The sequence below is a fragment of the Sulfurospirillum diekertiae genome, assembly GCF_002162315.1.
GTDB lineage: Bacteria > Campylobacterota > Campylobacteria > Campylobacterales > Sulfurospirillaceae > Sulfurospirillum.
In genome coordinates this window covers 1,661,722-1,676,568 of the sequence record NZ_CP021416.1, presented here as the reverse complement: position 1 = coordinate 1,676,568, position 14,847 = coordinate 1,661,722, and the positions used below count along the sequence as shown (strand labels likewise).

Genomic DNA, 14,847 nt, shown 5'->3' with positions numbered 1-14,847 from the left:
CGGTTAGTCCACACTGATCATGCCGTTGCCAAAAAGACCTGGCATGAGATCGACGGCTTTCACTTCGGCTTGCATTTCACGTGTACTTGGCAAAATGGTTGGGTAGATTTTACTGATCACACCTTCATATTTTTTATCGCTTCCATCGACTTTATAGACAAATTTTTGCCCTACTTTAACCGTAGTCCAGTATTTTTCATCCATTTTAAGCACAAGCTTGACATCGTGAGTGCTCTCAACGGTTAAAAGCTTGGTTTGTGAACCTAGAACGATATTGCCAAGTTCTGTCATTTTCTTTGTAACGACTAAATCATACGGTGCGCGAAGTTCTGTTTTTTTGAAGATAATCTCTTTGTTTTGAGCATTTAAAAGCTGAATATCTTTATCGTAGAGGTAGTTTTCCATCTTCTCCTTGTCGATGACATCAGAGATTTTGGCATAACGATCATAGATTTTAACCGAATGTTCTGCATTTTTGCGTGCAACTTCATACTCATTTTTTTCTTGTGCATTGCTTAACGCAAGTAGCAAATCACCTTTTTTGACTTTGTCTCCAACGTTTACATGTAAAGCGCCAACAACGCCTGAAATGGAAAGACCAAGTTCGGAGCTTTTTTCGCTGACAACATCAAAGGTTGCGTAAACTTCCCCTGCGACAAGGGCTTGAAACAGAAATAAGGTTGTAATTAAAATTTTTTTCATTGGATGGCTCCTTTTATCTCTTTACCCATTTCGTAGAGTAAGACGGCTTTTTGGTATTCCACTTCATTTAAAGCGGTTTGAAGTTGTGAGCGTGCATTAAATTTATCAGTAAGAGCGTCAAGATAGGTGACGTTGTTCACAATACCTTGTTGAAATTTCTTTTTAACCAGCTCATACGTCATCTCAGATGCGCTAAGTCTTGCTTTGGCCGCTTCTATTTTTGCAAGGGCTGTTGTGTAGCTGTTTTGAGCACTTTTAAAACTGGCTCTAGCTTTGTCTTTTTCGTAAGCTAAGTCACTGTTTTTGGAAAGGTACATCTTTTGTGCGGCTTGGTAACTGGCTGAAGTGGAACCAAAGTCAAAGATTTTCCATTGCATCGAGAGTTGTACGGTATTTTGGTGGTCTGCATCCGTTTCCCATGCAGGGTTTGCATAGTCGTATTTGAAACGTGAATAGGTGTCCTCTATTTTAATGGTTGGCAAATGCGGTGATTTTGCCGCTTCTGCTTCTGCTTTAGCACTTTGAACGCTCTGCTCTAACGCTAAAATATCAAAGCGTGTTGCGTCATTTACTTTGCTTTCTTGAAATGCTATGGTTGAACCTGGCTCAACACGTACCTCTTTCCCTGTCATATATTCTAGGGTGTTTGAAATGTTGTTGAGGGTATTGTCTAGGGTTAAAAGGTCGACTTTGGTTTGCTCAATCGTTGAGATGATCTTTTGCAACTCATCAGCGGTTGCACTCCCAACAGAGAGAAATTTTTCAAGTCTGTAACGTTCTGCCTCAAGTTGTTCCATCTTTTGAAGCGTTGCTTCTTTACTTGCAAGGGTGCTGATGTAATTGTAATAGTAGTAGATAACGTTTAAAGAGGTATTGTTTTGCACCGACGCGAGCGAAAATGTGGCAGATTTTACAAGGGCTTGTTGTTGGTCAAACAACGCTTCACGTTTTCCGCCATCGTAAATGGTAAATGAGACTATGGCAGACCCTGTGCGACTCTTTTCGGGATACAGCATACTCTCCTCTTGGTTATAGGTTTGGTTTGCACCAAAACTGAGACTGGGTAGATACCCACTTTTAGTGGCGTACTCTTTTTCTTTTGCCGCTTCAAGCTCATAGCGTGAGGCTTCCACATGTTTATTGGCTTCGGCAAGACTGAGAAGTTCAGGTAAGTTCCCTGCAAAAGCAAACAATGGGAAGAGGCATAAAAGTGTTAATTTTTGCATGGTTCTTTCCTTGTGTATTGATCGAGTAAAAAGGTAATGTATTTGGTTAGGCGCGATTGTGTCTGTTCAAAATTAAGATTGTTCATCTTGGCTTGAATAACAGTTCCTTCCATAAAAATAATAATCGTATTAGTGAGTATATCAACATCGTGTACTTCAAGTTCACCTTTGGCAATACCTTGATGGATGCATTGGAAGATAATGTCATAATCTCTTTGGCAAATGGTTGCAAAATAATTGGTATAAAGCCCCGTTTTGTCAATCAGCATGGTACTAAGAAAGTTTTGGTAGAGAATCAAAAGTTCTTCTTTATCGTGCTCTTCTTTACATTCACTAAAATTAAACAGTTCTACAATTTTTTCTGTGGCACTCATTGTTTCTGTAATACGTGCATGAAAGACCTCTTGATGACGTGCTGCTAACATGTCCCAAATCGTAAGGATAATCTCTTCTTTATTTTTAAAATAGAGATAAATCGTTCCTTTCGCAACACCAGCACTTTTTGCTATTTCATCCATACTCGTTTGAGCAATACCTTTTTGGGCAAAAAATGGTATTGAAGCACGAGCAATGTCGAAGCGTTTCTCTTCTTTATCAATAAGACGAGCCATGTACTCCCTTTTTAAATGACTGACGGTCATTCATTTTTTGAAATAGTACATTTTTTAAGTAAATTTGTCAATGAAATATCAAGCCAAATGTTAAAATGGCTTGATGATGGTAAGAAGAATAATTAAAGAAGTGGTGATCTCAGGGATAACTCTAAAAAGCCTAAAAAATCGTATCCTGTTTGAAGCATCTTCATTGGTTAATTGGATAATATATTTTTTACATGTAAAGTGATAGCCCACCATACAGGCCACCAATGCGAGCTTAAGATGTAGCCACCCTCCACTTTGGAGTAAGCTTGGGTTGAGATAAAGTAAGATAAGTCCAAATGTGATCGAAAAGACCATAGCAATGGTTCCAACTTTATAAAGACTAGTTTCTTGCAACGCGATGACCGCTTGAGCATCACGTGGTGCATTGATGTGATAGACAAAGAGTTTAGGCAGATATACAAGCATAATCATCCATGTCGCAATAGAGATAACGTGAAATGCGAGTACAAGACTGTAACTATTCATTTCGTCTCCTTTCTCAGTAAGTTTAATAGCCATTAGTATATAATTTGCTCAGAAATTTCTAGTGACATTTTACGACTCAAGGTATGACATTTTGCGACTAGGTATTCAAAAGCAAGCCCCTGCGGAAGCATTTTTATTTATTCTCACATTTTTAACCAAACACTATGGGTTTGATGCAAGCTCTTTTATAAACGCACGCAATATCAGCATGCAAGCATTGCACATAAAGGGTGCTAAAATCAATGCAGCGTATATCAATGAACTGATTGAAGAGGCCATCGTCTATGCTGGTGATTCTAGTGTATTGTTTAAATTGTCCGAGTCTGTCAATCCCAACAAGCTTGGCGTTTTGGGGTATTTGATGCTGCATTCAGGTAATGTTGAAGAAGCGATCATCAAGCTGTGCCGTTACTATCCACTGATTGGCAAAACACTCAAGCCCTTTTTTGTGGCTGAAAATGACATGTATAAATTGACACTGCTGATTCATAGAGAAGGCGAGATGGAGCATCTTGAAAAATACAGTGCTGAGATTCACTTAAGTGCACTTCTTCATCTCATTAATAAAATTATTCCAACGCAAATTTACCCGATCCAAACGACATTTAGGCACACTAAACCTTTACATGTAAAAGCGTATCAGAAAATATTTGGCGAAAATATTCTCTTTGATGAGGTGGAAAACGCCCTCTTCTTCGACAAAACGCAACTGGCAATGCAAACAAGCTATGACAATCCGTATCTGCTCAGTGTCTTTGAAAAAGAGGCAGAACAAAGCTTGGGCATGAGTGTGCATGGAAGCCTTAAAGAACAGGTTTTAGGCTGTATACTCATTGCTACGGGTGAGTTAGATGTCTCCTTGGAAAGTGTGGCTCACAAAGTGGGCATGCACCCACGAACCCTTCAAAAAAAGCTCAAAGAAGAAGGGGTAAGTTTTGTGACACTCTTGGGCGAAGTGCGCCAAAAATTAGCAACGCATTATCTTCAAAAAGGTCTGACGACTCCCACGATTGCTTCCTATCTAGGCTACGCCGAACGAAGCCCCTTTTTACGGGCATTTAAGAAGTGGTATGGCGTGAGCCCAAAGGTGTGGTTAGGATTACATGTAAAGAGTTAAACGTTTACATGTAACTCTTTTTAAGCCTCTTTTCCAGTAATTCTGTTAAAACTTTTTGATACGTTTCAACAGGATAGGCGCCGTTCATGATCAGTTCGTTATTGAAGATCATTGTGGGAACTGCAGATATGTTTTGTTTATGCCAATACTCTTCTGCCTCTTGCACTTTCATTCTCGCACTTTCATCATCCAGTTTTGCCAAAAAGAGATCTTTGTCTAATCCAATGCTTTGTACAAGCTCTCCTAACGTATGGCGGTTTGATATATCTTTTTTCTCTGTAAAATGAGCGCTAAAGAGTCGCATTTTAAGTTCCGTTTGCTTTCCAAATTCTTTTGCAACATCGAGCAAGATGTGAGCATTGCGCGTATTGACCGTCTTCATTCCATCATAGTAATTAAACGTAAACCCTAGTTCCGACCCATTTTTTGTGATAGTTGCTTGAGTAGATTTCACTTGTTCTACGCTCATCGTGTATTTATGCGCCAAATAGGAAACGGCATCTTCGCCATCAAGCGACATCGTTGGATTGAGCTCAAAGGGATTCCACACAAGTTCAAACTTATTTTCCACACCGAGTTCTTTCATGGCGTGTTCTAAACGTTTATAACCGATGATACACCAAGGACAAACGACGTCAGAGATGATGTCAATTCTGATTTTATTGGAGAGTGTCATGTTAAACTCCTAAAGTACGATACGATTTTCTCTGCTTATTTTATACGAATTATTGCAACAAAAAATTAATCGTTCCATAGAATGACTCCATATTGAAAATCCCAAAGCATTTTGTTGACGAAAAAATCAGATAAAAAGAGGCTGCTTTATTATCTATTGAGCAATGAGGTCGACGATCTCATCATAATGGAGTTTAAAATGGCGAGGATAATCAACAATCATCTCTTCTAATGTAATGCGCTCATTTAAAGCGCTTATCCATTGATGTTGCAATTTTGAGCGGTCAACATTTTGGATGACGTGTGCGACATGCAAGGTTGTGTATTTGAGTAAATGAATTAAATCATCCCACTCGTAATTGTTGTAATTTTGAATTTTTATCCAGATGTCATTCACACCAAGATTGGCATAATCGGGGAAGATTAAAGGGCTTTTTTGATACTGCAAATGGATGATTCTGTGGGTGTTGTTGGATGCTGAATCGCACAGGTGACCTACAATTTGTCTGATGGTTCTATTTTGCGAATTTGTTTTTGTTGCTACCTTGTTAATATCTACATTTTTTTAAGATAATGTCTAATTTCCCAAGTAGTTTTCGTATGTCATTACTGACATTTTCTAACAGTTCCATTGTGCCCTCCTTCACTGATTATAGTTGTGTCTGTTATTATATAGTACGCAGTCTGAATTTGCATAAAGAGCATCAGGGCTAAACTTTTGATTTTAGCAAGTGGAAAATGGCTTTACATGTAAAAGGTTTTGAATGATTTTATTTTAGAGTAAAGAGATGGATGGGGTGAAGGGATTCGAACCCCTGAATGCTGGTACCAGAAACCAGAGCCTTACCGCTTGGCGACACCCCAAAATAATGTTAAGTTATAGAGTGAGCAATGAGTTATCTAAAAACTTTTCGAGCGAAATTTTATCTTTACTTAGATTAATGCAAATTGAAAGTGTTCGGTGAGCATTATCACTAAAAACATGTCAATACTTTTGAACAAAAATTAAAAAACGGTGGTGAGCTCCTTTGGATAAAAAGAGCCTGCCACCTAAAATCTTTTTAGCGTATTAAATTCTCTCTTGCCACTTCGACCAATTCATCGCCTTTGCCGTTAATAATCGCTCTTAACATGTAAATGCTGAATCCTTTTGCATTTTCAAAAGAGATTTTTGGTGGCATGGTTAACTCTTGTTTGGCGGTGGTGACATCTAAAAGTGCCGCTCCATCAAAGGCAAGGAACTCTTTGACACGGCTTTCTAACTCCTCAGGTTTTTCAACTCTGAAGCTTTTTATACCAACGGCTTTGGCAATGGCTGAAAAGTCGGGGTTGGTTAATTCGGTATTGTCCGATAGATAGCCACCCGCTTTCATCTCGATGGCGACAAAGCCTAAGGAGCTATTATTGTAAATCACGATTTTGGCTTTGATGGTGTGCTGAACCAGTGTGAGCAGATCGCCCATGAGCATTGCAAAACCGCCATCACCACATAGAGCAATGACTTCTTTATCAGGAGCGCTTACTTTTGCGCCGATGGCTTGTGGAAGGGCACTGGCCATCGAACCGTGATTGAACGAGCCGATGAGCTTTCGCTTTCCATTCATATTTAAGTAACGTGCCGCCCAAACCGTGGGTGTGCCGACATCGCACGTAAAGATCGCGTCCTCACTGGCGTATTTGTCGATCAATTTGGTTAAGTATTGCGGGTGAATTAAGCCTTCTTTACTGGTTCCACTGGCGAGTTTGTCAAAGGTCTCGACCGTTGATTGGTAGTGTTTTAGGGCACTTTTTAAAAAGGTGTCATTCTCTTTTTGTTTGATTTTAGGCGTTAAGAGTTCTAGACTGGATTTCACATCGCCCACGATGCCTAAACTGATTTGGGTGTGTCTTCCGAGTGCTTCAGGTTTGATGTCGATTTGCACGATTTTAGCCTTTTGAGGGTAAAACGCTTTGTACGGAAACGCTGAGCCTAAGATGAGCAGGACATCGGAGTTTTCCATCGCGTAGTACCCCGATTCATAGCCGATGAGGCCTGTCATGCCAACACTGTTGGGGTTGTTTCCTTCCATCGACTCTTTGCCTCCAAGCGCATGGACAATGGGCGCATGAAGCCGTTTGGCAAGTTCAACCACGTCATCGTGCGCATCACTGCACCCTGCCCCACACAAAAATGTTATGTTTTTGTTCTCATTTAAAATTGTTGCAAGCTCATTGATGTCCTCAACACATGGCAACACCTTTGGCAAATGCGGTTCGCTCCACAGATACTTAGCATCTTTGGGCATCGGACGGAGTAAAAGATCGCCTGGAATGACGATGACGCTTACTCCTTTTTTCAAAATGGCTTGTCTGATCGCCGTCTCTAAGACATGTGGCATCTGATCAGGATTGGTGACCAACTCACAATAAACACTGCACTCTTTAAATAAATTTTCGGGATGCGTCTCTTGAAAATAATTACTTCCGATTTCACTCGAAGGAATGTGCGAAGCAATCGCCAAAACAGGAACCCCTTTTCGGTGGCAATCAAAAAGACCGTTAATCAGATGCAGATTTCCAGGTCCAGAAGAGCCTGCACACACAGCGAGTTTTCCGCTGATTTTTGCATCGGCACCTGCCGCAAACGCTGCCGTTTCTTCATGCCGTGTTCCCATCCACTCAATTTTTCCCAATTTTTGCAAACTATCACTTAATCCATTGAGCGAATCCCCTGTAATTCCCCATATGCGTTTGATGCCTACTTCGGCTAAAAGCTTCGCAAAGTACATCGCAATGTTGTCATTCATGAAAAATCCTTTCTATCTTTTGACATAGTTACATTGTAATCCTTTTATGCTTGATGAAAATAAAATATTGAGTGTGATTTTGGAAAATAAGGGTAGGTGGAGAAAGCTGTTTTTATCTTTACATGTAAAGATTTTTGAGTCGTTAAATCTTTACATGTAAAACGTTAAGCGTTTAGTTTTGACTACTCATATTTGTGTCCGTTGTATTCTATCCAACCGTTAACATGACGATTGTGTGGATCGTGATGTGTCCAATGCACTACGCCACCTTTGGCGTTACTCTCATATTCGCCACAAAATTTTATAAAACTACCTTCGGTAAGCGAAGATACTTTCGGCGCTATATCAATATTGTGCGCAATAAGCAATGTTTTGCCCGATGCCAATTTGACGATAAACCGTTGATGGCGACTGCCTGTCATGTCATCGCTTAGGAGTTTTGTTACATTTCCCGAATCGCACATAACTGAGCCAGCAAATATCTCGAGGCTTATCAGCAGTATCAATACTATTTTTTTCATTTTAAACTTCCATTTCATTTTAATTCTAAAAAAGGTTACATGTAAAGGTTTTTAATAAGCATTTTTTCCTCTTCAACGGAAAGAAAACGCCACTGAGCACTTTCGATGTCGAGGTTAAAACTGCCAATGCTGACACGCTTTAACTCTAAAACTTTTAAAGGTGTACCAAATTTTGAATCTTTCAGCGCTCCAAAAAGCCTTCGGATATGCCTATTTTTTCCCTCGTCAATTTTGACCCTAAGTTTTGTTTTCGCGCCACCAGTGCCCACTTTTTCGACTTCAAGCGCTTTGAGCAGTCCATGTGGGCTTTGCACCCCTTTTAACGCCTCTGCGATATGCTCGTCGCTCACATGACCTCTGACCCAAATCTCATAGACCTTGATGCAGTTTTGAGGTGTGGTCAATGCATGGTTGATTTTGCTGTTGGTCGTAAAGAGTAAAAGCCCCTTCGATTCCAGATCAAGCCGTCCAATCGGCATCCAACCCTCGCTAAACGCCCACTCAGGCAAAAGATCATAAACAGTTTTGCGCCCCAGATCATCCGAGCGCGTGACCAGATAACCTTTGGGTTTATTGAGGGCCAACAGCTCTTTTGAATCGTGTGGTGTTTCATTCATACAGAGGATTCCTTGAAGTTTTTGAACATCTTTAACAAAACATTATATAAACAATAGCCTGAAATAGCCATCTAAAGTTGCCCTCCACTAAGATCAAACTAGCTGAAATTTTAAACGTTAGATTTTTAGGTAATCTTATTATAATTTTATTTGACTATAGTGAGAGAAATGTTTATACACGCTGCTTAAATGGAGAGAAACATGAATAGTCCAAAAATACCACTATCGGTCTTAGACTTAATTCCCGTAGGAGAAGGCTTCACCATAGCACAAGCCATCGAGAACAGTACCAAACTAGCCCAAGGGGTTGAAGCGTTTGGATATACGCGTTATTGGGTAGCAGAACATCACAATTTTAGCGGAATTGCCAGTGCCGCAACATCGGTTATTTTAAGTTACATTGGCTCACAAACGCACACGATCAGAATAGGCTCAGGGGGAATTATGCTTCCCAACCATGCACCACTCGTCATCGCTGAGCAATTTGGAACATTAGAGTCTTTGTATCCTAAAAGAATTGATTTGGGTTTAGGAAGAGCTCCGGGAACGGATAGGCAAACCATGCTAGCCCTCAGACGAGACACCACTAATGACGGCTCAGACTTTCCTAGTATGCTGGAACAGTTGCAATACTTTTTATCCAATCGTGCGGGTACTAAAGGCATCAAAGCCGTTCCGGGCTATGGACTCGACATACCCATCTGGTTGCTTGGCTCAAGTACGTTTAGCGCGCAATTAGCGGCAGAAAAAGGACTTCCATTTGCGTTTGCCTCCCACTTTGCGCCCGATGACATGGAAGATGCCATAAGACTCTATCGTGCTAATTTTAAGCCCTCAGCGTTACAAGAGCCGTATATGATCATTTGCATTAACGTCATTTGTGCCGAAACAACGGAGCAAGCCCACTACCTAGCAACCAGCGAACTTCAAAAGTTTCTGCATCTCCAACGTGGTGATAATAGTCCGTTAAGTAAACCCACACACGATATGAGTCATTTATGGGAAGCGTGGGAAGAAAAGAACATACGCCATAAAACCAGAGAGTCCATCTGGGGAACGCCCGACTTTGTCAAAGAAAGACTAGAAAGCCTTATATCGCGAACGGGTGCTAATGAAGTGATGATCAACGCTATGATACATAACCCCGAGGAAAGAATCAAATCCTATGAGTTGATTTCGAGGGTTTGGTTTGAGTGAGGTAATTATAAAATATAAAAGCGGTTAACATTTATCTCTTTCTCTTATAAAACATTAACCCATCTTCTTATGGCATCAATACTTTCTTGGCTCATCGTATGCCCTGTATTCGTTAGTTTGATGACATCTGGAACGATGCCTGATTTTTTCATATTTACCACAACCACTTGCCCATAGCTGTTATTCTGTAGCCCATATGTAACCAATATCTTATGCGTGCTCTTTGCCCCTTGATAGGTATTACTAGGAGAGCCTCCGCCTTCATGTAAAATGTAAACGGTAAAAAAATCGGTAAAACCAATCCAATTTCGATCCAATCCTGATCCGACTAAATGTGCTCCGCTACTAAAACCTGCAGCAATTTTTATGTTAGGATCAATATTGGGAATCATGTACTTTACATAGTCCAACATAGGTTTTTCATAGTCCCAAAAATTATCAATTGTGTTGGCTTCAATAGCTACTCTTGGTAATTGATTATCTGGATAGGGTATAGCTACTAAAAGAAATTTGGTCTTATCTACAATCGGAGGAATAGAACTAATGCTATTTGAACCATTACCTGGGCTAAACCATACCAGTAAAGGTATACTATCATCAGGTTTATAGTGTTCAGGTATTCGTATCTCAAAAACTCTCTGTTTACTATCATTGGCTAGAACTTGAGGTACTTCGAGTCTTAAGGTTTTACCAGGAGCTAATTGCGATATGTCATTTGACATCTCGATTTGAACATTGCTATGCGATTGAAACGATATGTTGATTCCTATACCAATGAGCAATACTACTACGACTAAAGCAAGAATGATTTTTTTCATTGAGTAATTCCTTATCAACAGAATAAAAGAGGTGCAGTTAGACTTCTATTTTCATTTACATGTAAAAGTATCACCTAATCTCTAAAACCCCAACAACCGTGACTTCGGGTCGCCTTTTTGCGTATTCACGCCCAGTACCATACTCTCATAAACGGCTTCGGATTTGAGGGCGTATTCGACCCTTTGTTGCTCGCCTTTTTTATTGTAAGTCATACACACGGGTACAGAGCGAATGCCAAAATGCTCACTCACTTTGGGGGCATCATCAAGATTACATGTAAAAAAGTCCACTTCAAAGGTTTCCTTTTGCATGACGCGTTCTACTCTTGTGTGGGCGATTTTGCATTGAGTGCATTGGCTAGTATAGAACAAAAGGAAAAAAGCACGAGGGGATGGTTTTTGTAAGCGTTTTAAAACGGCGGCTTCATCTAAAGGTTGCATCATTTTAAAATATGCCCTACTCGTTTGAGGTAGTAAACACTTGCATAAGGTACGAAAAAATCCTTTACATGTAAAGCATTGATGATGGTGTCACACTCGCCTACATAGACTTCGATGTTCACGCCTCGTTCTTTCAAAGCGCATAAACGCTCCTCATTCCACGTGTAGTGTAAAAGCTCATTTAACTCTTCCAAACTTCCTTGTTTCAAAAATGGTTGCATATCAAACGTGGAAGGATACACAATATTTTGCATAAAATTTTGTGTATAAAGCTCACTGTTTTTGGAAAAAGACAAGGTTTGAAGCTTTTTGAATTTGGCATCTTTATCCTCAAAAAAGGCAGGTGAGAAGAGTTGGAGGGTGTCGATGCGCTCTTTACATGTAAGAGTGTATTCAAAAGCTTTAATCGCTCCGTAACTAAACCCAGCGACGGTGAAATCGCTTTGGTTTAGGTACGAAGAAAAGAGTTCTTGCTCGTTTGCAAGGCAAAATCCACTAAAGAACTTCATCGATAATGGCTTTTAAACGCACTTTTGAGATGCTCTCTACACTGTAAAGCTCATCAGAAATTTTGGTGAGAATGGTGTTCATACCTTCTAAAAAGTGCTCAAGTTCTGCTTGTGAATTTTCCAAAATGAGTAAGACGTCGCTCTCATAGGGAATGAGTTTTTCGCCCATGCCATAGACTTCAACCATCTCTTTGGCGATCGCAGTTGCACGACTGAGATCTTCTGTGGCGTTGGTAAATTTTTCATTGTACGCGAGTTTCGTTGCAACCATGCCTGCAAGATAGACTTTGATCCGAGAGAGCATTTGTGTTTTAGACTCGATCTCTCTATCCATATCTTTAAGGCGGTCATTGACAATGCTAATTTTATCAAAATCGATTTCAAACCAGTATGCACACAGTGCTTTTGCGGCTTGGTAGAGCGCTTGGATTTTCTTCTCTTCATCGGAGAAGCTAAGCACTTTCTTCTTACCCATCAACACTTTTTGACGTACGGCTACAAAATCAGCAAGTTCAAGGATGGTAGAGCCTCGGCGAAGCGCGTTAATGGCGGCTTCATTGACAAACGTTGCCAGTGCTGCGCCACTAAAGCCGACACTCATATTGGCGAGTTCTTCCAAATTGATTTCGGTTGGTTTGTTGCGCATATACGCTTTGATGATCTCTAAACGATCGTTTTTATCAGGAAGAGAGATAAAAATACGTCTATCAAATCGACCTGAGCGAAGCAGTGCCTCGTCGATGATATCAATTTTATTGGTCGCGGCAATGACGATGACGCCACTGCTGTCTTCAAAGCCGTCCATTTCTGTAAGAAGTTGATTCAGTGTTGATTCGCGCTCGTCGTTTCGCATGCCACCACGCGCGCGCCCCACGGCATCAATTTCGTCGATAAAGATGATGGAGGGAGCATGAGCCTTCGCTTGGGAAAAAAGCTCTTTAACCCTCTTCGCACCCATTCCTACGTAAATCTGCACAAAGGTCGCACCGCTTTGGTAGAAGAACGGCACACTCGCCTCGCCTGCAACGGCTTTGGCGATCATCGTTTTACCCACGCCCGGAGGACCAACTAAAAGCACACCTTTGGGAAGGGTAATGCCATAACGTTTGTAGCGTGCGGGATTTTTGAGGAAATCTACGATCTCTTCAAGCTCTTCCTTGACATCTTGAATGCCCGCAACATCTTTAAAGCTGACGTGTGCCCTGACAGGTCTGATGATGCTACTCATAAATGGATCGTAGCTTGCATAGGCTTTTTGGTTGGTTTCTTGCTCTTTTTTAATATCTTCAGCCCTCTTTTTACGTGCATAAAAAAACAGTGCAAATAGAAGACTTCCGAGCATACCTAAAATAACAAGGTCTTCAAAAAAAGGATTGGACTTTTGGACTTCAATGGGTACTTTTTTAAGAAGTTCTCCAATGTCAATACCATCTTTGATGATGACAAATTGATCGTTAAGACCGTATAGCCATACTTCATTGTCTTCGACTTTGGCTTTTTTGATCCCACCACTTTCTAAAAGTGCATGATAGGTTGGTAGATCAATAATTTTAGGCGTTATACGTAAATACCCAAATGCGAGTAGCACAGCAAATATGCTCAGTGCCATGATGGCAAGCATCAGTTTTTGGGATTTAAAAATGCGCATAATTAGCCTCCTGTTTGATGGCATAGTTTTCGATAGTCACCCACTCTTTTAGAATGTCACGATTACTTTGAATGATGACTTTATTGAAAAATTGGTCGTATCCGACGTAGTGGTCATCTTTATACTCTTCGACCAAGACGTTTAAAGGTATTGCACTATTTTTTTGCCTAAAAGTAATGTTTTTCGACTCTACAAGGGCTTCTATACTCTTAAGTCGCTCTTTGGCAACATCACCTTTGACTTCGGGTTTCATCGTACTTGAAGGCGTGCCATCACGTTTTGAGTAAGTAAAAGCGTGTAGATGTGTGAGGGGAAATTGTTCTAAAGTCGTGAACGCTTCATGCCAAATCTCTTCACTCTCGCCCGGATGTCCTGTGATGTAATCCGTTCCTAGCGCAAAGCCACGCTCACTGAGCTCTTGGAAAAGTTCCAAGTCGCGTTTGACATTGTTGCGTCTTCGCATAAGCTCTAGCATACGCTCAGAGGTGTGTTGAAGCGCTACATGTAAATGTCGCTCCAACCACGGTTCGCCTAGAATTTCTCTAAAACTCTCATCGATCTGCACAGGTTCAATACTCCCCAAACGAATGCGTCTAACTCCCCTGATAGCGCCTAAACGTTGAACGAGTTTTCCCAGAGAACTACCTTTGTCTTTGCCGTAACTGCCGATATTTGTGCCTGTCAGTACAAATTCACCATAGCCATTGAGAGCTAGTTTTTGCACTTGTTCAATGATTTTACTTTCATCTTGGCTTCTCGCATTGCCTCTGACGTAAGGAATGATGCAGTAGGAACACCTAAAATTGCACCCTTCTTGAATTTTGATAAACGCTTTGGTTTTGCCCGTGTATTCGTGAACAATTGTCTCATCTAAAGAGGTGAGATCACCGATTTGATAAAACGGTATCTCTTGTTTGAGAAGCGTATTGATCTGCCCTTTTTCTGAGTGACCCATGACTCCAAAAACTTTGTTTTGGCTAAAAAGACTCTCGCCTTTGCTGATCGCTCCACAGCCTGCTAAAATGACTTTTTTACCCTCTTTGGTGACGTGGTTGATGTAACTTCGCACGCCTGTGTCCGCACCATTGGTGACCGTGCAGGAGTTGACAACAATGATCTGGGCTTCTTGCTCGACTTCGGTCACTTCAAAATCAGTAAGGTTTTCCATCATCACTTGGGTGTCATAGATGTTGGTGCGACATCCGAACGTTTTAAAAAAAGACTTTTTTTCATCAGGACTCTTTAGTTCATCGGGTGGAAATGAGGGTCGCTCTTGCTTCCCAATATTGATATTATGTGTTTGGTAAGCAATCGTAATGTCATCTTCTTGCATAAAAGCATCAATAATTTCACAGCCAATCGTTCCACGAAGTGAGAGTGCTGCATACGAGTTTGTCATATACCAGCAGTTGATACAAAATCCTTGTGGCTCAACGAATGAAAATATGCGAGGTTCAACGTTT

16 protein-coding genes and 1 tRNA gene are annotated in these 14,847 nt (G+C 40.8%); 2 read left to right on the top strand and 15 right to left on the bottom strand.

The genetic code is table 11. The annotated features are described in order from the left end of the window. Positions 1-3 precede the first annotated feature (3 nt). From Sdiek1_RS08610 to Sdiek1_RS08595, 4 genes are all read right to left on the bottom strand, one after another. Positions 4-702: an efflux RND transporter periplasmic adaptor subunit gene (locus Sdiek1_RS08610; RefSeq protein ID WP_087438745.1), complete on the bottom strand. Its 699-nt coding sequence runs from the start codon at positions 700-702 to the stop codon at positions 4-6. Further along, a complete protein-coding gene (locus Sdiek1_RS08605) occupies positions 699-1,928 on the bottom strand; it encodes a TolC family protein (protein WP_087438744.1) in 1,230 nt (409 codons plus the stop codon). The genes Sdiek1_RS08610 and Sdiek1_RS08605 overlap by 4 nt, the downstream gene beginning before the upstream one ends. Beyond that, the gene (locus tag Sdiek1_RS08600) at positions 1,916-2,539 is read right to left on the bottom strand and encodes a TetR/AcrR family transcriptional regulator (protein WP_087438743.1); all 624 of its coding nucleotides are present in this window, start codon (positions 2,537-2,539) and stop codon (positions 1,916-1,918) included. Before Sdiek1_RS08600 ends, Sdiek1_RS08605 begins: the two co-directional genes overlap by 13 nt. A 90-nt stretch (positions 2,540-2,629) precedes the next feature. Beyond that, positions 2,630-3,055, bottom strand: coding sequence for a CopD family protein (locus tag Sdiek1_RS08595; RefSeq protein ID WP_161492019.1), 426 nt, complete (start codon positions 3,053-3,055; stop codon positions 2,630-2,632). A gap of 91 nt (positions 3,056-3,146) precedes the next feature. On the opposite strand from Sdiek1_RS08595, the gene Sdiek1_RS08590 reads away from it, so the two are divergent. Continuing rightward, positions 3,147-4,172 (top strand): AraC family transcriptional regulator, encoded by a 1,026-nt coding sequence (locus Sdiek1_RS08590; RefSeq protein WP_087438741.1) that lies wholly within the window; start codon positions 3,147-3,149, stop codon positions 4,170-4,172. Positions 4,173-4,176: 4 nt separating this feature from the next. On the opposite strand, the gene Sdiek1_RS08585 is transcribed toward Sdiek1_RS08590, so the two are convergent. The 6 genes from Sdiek1_RS08585 to Sdiek1_RS08560 form a co-directional block, all read right to left on the bottom strand. Continuing rightward, a complete protein-coding gene (locus Sdiek1_RS08585) occupies positions 4,177-4,848 on the bottom strand; it encodes a DsbA family oxidoreductase (protein ID WP_087438740.1) in 672 nt (223 codons plus the stop codon). Positions 4,849-5,001: 153 nt separating this feature from the next. Continuing rightward, positions 5,002-5,295: a hypothetical protein gene (locus Sdiek1_RS08580; protein ID WP_087438739.1), complete on the bottom strand. Its 294-nt coding sequence runs from the start codon at positions 5,293-5,295 to the stop codon at positions 5,002-5,004. Between the two features lie 341 nt (positions 5,296-5,636). Beyond that, positions 5,637-5,711, bottom strand: a tRNA-Gln gene (locus tag Sdiek1_RS08575). A gap of 197 nt (positions 5,712-5,908) precedes the next feature. Next, the gene (gene poxB / locus Sdiek1_RS08570; RefSeq protein ID WP_087438738.1) at positions 5,909-7,633 is read right to left on the bottom strand and encodes a ubiquinone-dependent pyruvate dehydrogenase; all 1,725 of its coding nucleotides are present in this window, start codon (positions 7,631-7,633) and stop codon (positions 5,909-5,911) included. A 182-nt stretch (positions 7,634-7,815) separates the two neighbouring features. After that, a complete protein-coding gene (locus Sdiek1_RS08565; protein WP_087438737.1) occupies positions 7,816-8,154 on the bottom strand; it encodes a DUF3465 domain-containing protein in 339 nt (112 codons plus the stop codon). A 35-nt stretch (positions 8,155-8,189) separates the two neighbouring features. After that, positions 8,190-8,771: a pseudouridine synthase gene (locus Sdiek1_RS08560; protein ID WP_087438736.1), complete on the bottom strand. Its 582-nt coding sequence runs from the start codon at positions 8,769-8,771 to the stop codon at positions 8,190-8,192. A gap of 201 nt (positions 8,772-8,972) precedes the next feature. Between Sdiek1_RS08560 and Sdiek1_RS08555 the strand changes: the two genes are divergently transcribed. Continuing rightward, positions 8,973-9,968 carry an LLM class flavin-dependent oxidoreductase gene (locus Sdiek1_RS08555; protein WP_087438735.1) on the top strand — a complete coding sequence of 332 codons (996 nt, stop codon included), beginning with the start codon at positions 8,973-8,975 and terminating at the stop codon, positions 9,966-9,968. A 44-nt stretch (positions 9,969-10,012) separates the two neighbouring features. Here the strand turns inward: Sdiek1_RS08555 and Sdiek1_RS08550 are convergent, their stop codons facing one another. From Sdiek1_RS08550 to mtaB, 5 genes are all read right to left on the bottom strand, one after another. Further along, positions 10,013-10,690 carry a hypothetical protein gene (locus Sdiek1_RS08550; RefSeq protein ID WP_151897984.1) on the bottom strand — a complete coding sequence of 226 codons (678 nt, stop codon included), beginning with the start codon at positions 10,688-10,690 and terminating at the stop codon, positions 10,013-10,015. Positions 10,691-10,867: 177 nt separating this feature from the next. After that, positions 10,868-11,230 carry a thioredoxin family protein gene (locus Sdiek1_RS08545; protein WP_087438733.1) on the bottom strand — a complete coding sequence of 121 codons (363 nt, stop codon included), beginning with the start codon at positions 11,228-11,230 and terminating at the stop codon, positions 10,868-10,870. Further along, positions 11,227-11,736 carry a pimelyl-ACP methyl ester esterase BioV gene (gene bioV, locus Sdiek1_RS08540; RefSeq protein ID WP_087438732.1) on the bottom strand — a complete coding sequence of 170 codons (510 nt, stop codon included), beginning with the start codon at positions 11,734-11,736 and terminating at the stop codon, positions 11,227-11,229. Before bioV ends, Sdiek1_RS08545 begins: the two co-directional genes overlap by 4 nt. Further along, a complete protein-coding gene (locus Sdiek1_RS08535; RefSeq protein ID WP_087438731.1) occupies positions 11,723-13,384 on the bottom strand; it encodes an AAA family ATPase in 1,662 nt (553 codons plus the stop codon). Before Sdiek1_RS08535 ends, bioV begins: the two co-directional genes overlap by 14 nt. Beyond that, a complete protein-coding gene (gene mtaB / locus Sdiek1_RS08530; RefSeq protein WP_238099294.1) occupies positions 13,371-14,555 on the bottom strand; it encodes a tRNA (N(6)-L-threonylcarbamoyladenosine(37)-C(2))-methylthiotransferase MtaB in 1,185 nt (394 codons plus the stop codon). Before mtaB ends, Sdiek1_RS08535 begins: the two co-directional genes overlap by 14 nt. Between the last annotated feature and the right edge of the window lie 292 nt (positions 14,556-14,847).

Excerpts from the sequence above, each read along its gene's own strand:
- Sdiek1_RS08610 (WP_087438745.1), bottom strand. The coding sequence starts at position 702 with ATGAAAAAAATTTTAATTACAACCTTATTTCTGTTTCAAGCCCTTGTC.
- Sdiek1_RS08605 (WP_087438744.1), bottom strand. The coding sequence starts at position 1,928 with ATGCAAAAATTAACACTTTTATGCCTCTTCCCATTGTTTGCTTTTGCA.
- Sdiek1_RS08600 (WP_087438743.1), bottom strand. The coding sequence starts at position 2,539 with ATGGCTCGTCTTATTGATAAAGAAGAGAAACGCTTCGACATTGCTCGT.
- Sdiek1_RS08595 (WP_161492019.1), bottom strand. The coding sequence starts at position 3,055 with ATGAATAGTTACAGTCTTGTACTCGCATTTCACGTTATCTCTATTGCG.
- Sdiek1_RS08585 (WP_087438740.1), bottom strand. The coding sequence starts at position 4,848 with ATGACACTCTCCAATAAAATCAGAATTGACATCATCTCTGACGTCGTT.
- poxB (WP_087438738.1), bottom strand. The coding sequence starts at position 7,633 with ATGAATGACAACATTGCGATGTACTTTGCGAAGCTTTTAGCCGAAGTA.
- Sdiek1_RS08565 (WP_087438737.1), bottom strand. The coding sequence starts at position 8,154 with ATGAAAAAAATAGTATTGATACTGCTGATAAGCCTCGAGATATTTGCT.
- Sdiek1_RS08560 (WP_087438736.1), bottom strand. The coding sequence starts at position 8,771 with ATGAATGAAACACCACACGATTCAAAAGAGCTGTTGGCCCTCAATAAA.
- Sdiek1_RS08555 (WP_087438735.1), top strand. The coding sequence starts at position 8,973 with ATGAATAGTCCAAAAATACCACTATCGGTCTTAGACTTAATTCCCGTA.
- Sdiek1_RS08550 (WP_151897984.1), bottom strand. The coding sequence starts at position 10,690 with ATGTCAAATGACATATCGCAATTAGCTCCTGGTAAAACCTTAAGACTC.
- Sdiek1_RS08545 (WP_087438733.1), bottom strand. The coding sequence starts at position 11,230 with ATGATGCAACCTTTAGATGAAGCCGCCGTTTTAAAACGCTTACAAAAA.
- bioV (WP_087438732.1), bottom strand. The coding sequence starts at position 11,736 with ATGAAGTTCTTTAGTGGATTTTGCCTTGCAAACGAGCAAGAACTCTTT.
- Sdiek1_RS08535 (WP_087438731.1), bottom strand. The coding sequence starts at position 13,384 with ATGCGCATTTTTAAATCCCAAAAACTGATGCTTGCCATCATGGCACTG.
- mtaB (WP_238099294.1), bottom strand. The coding sequence starts at position 14,555 with ATGATGGAAAACCTTACTGATTTTGAAGTGACCGAAGTCGAGCAAGAA.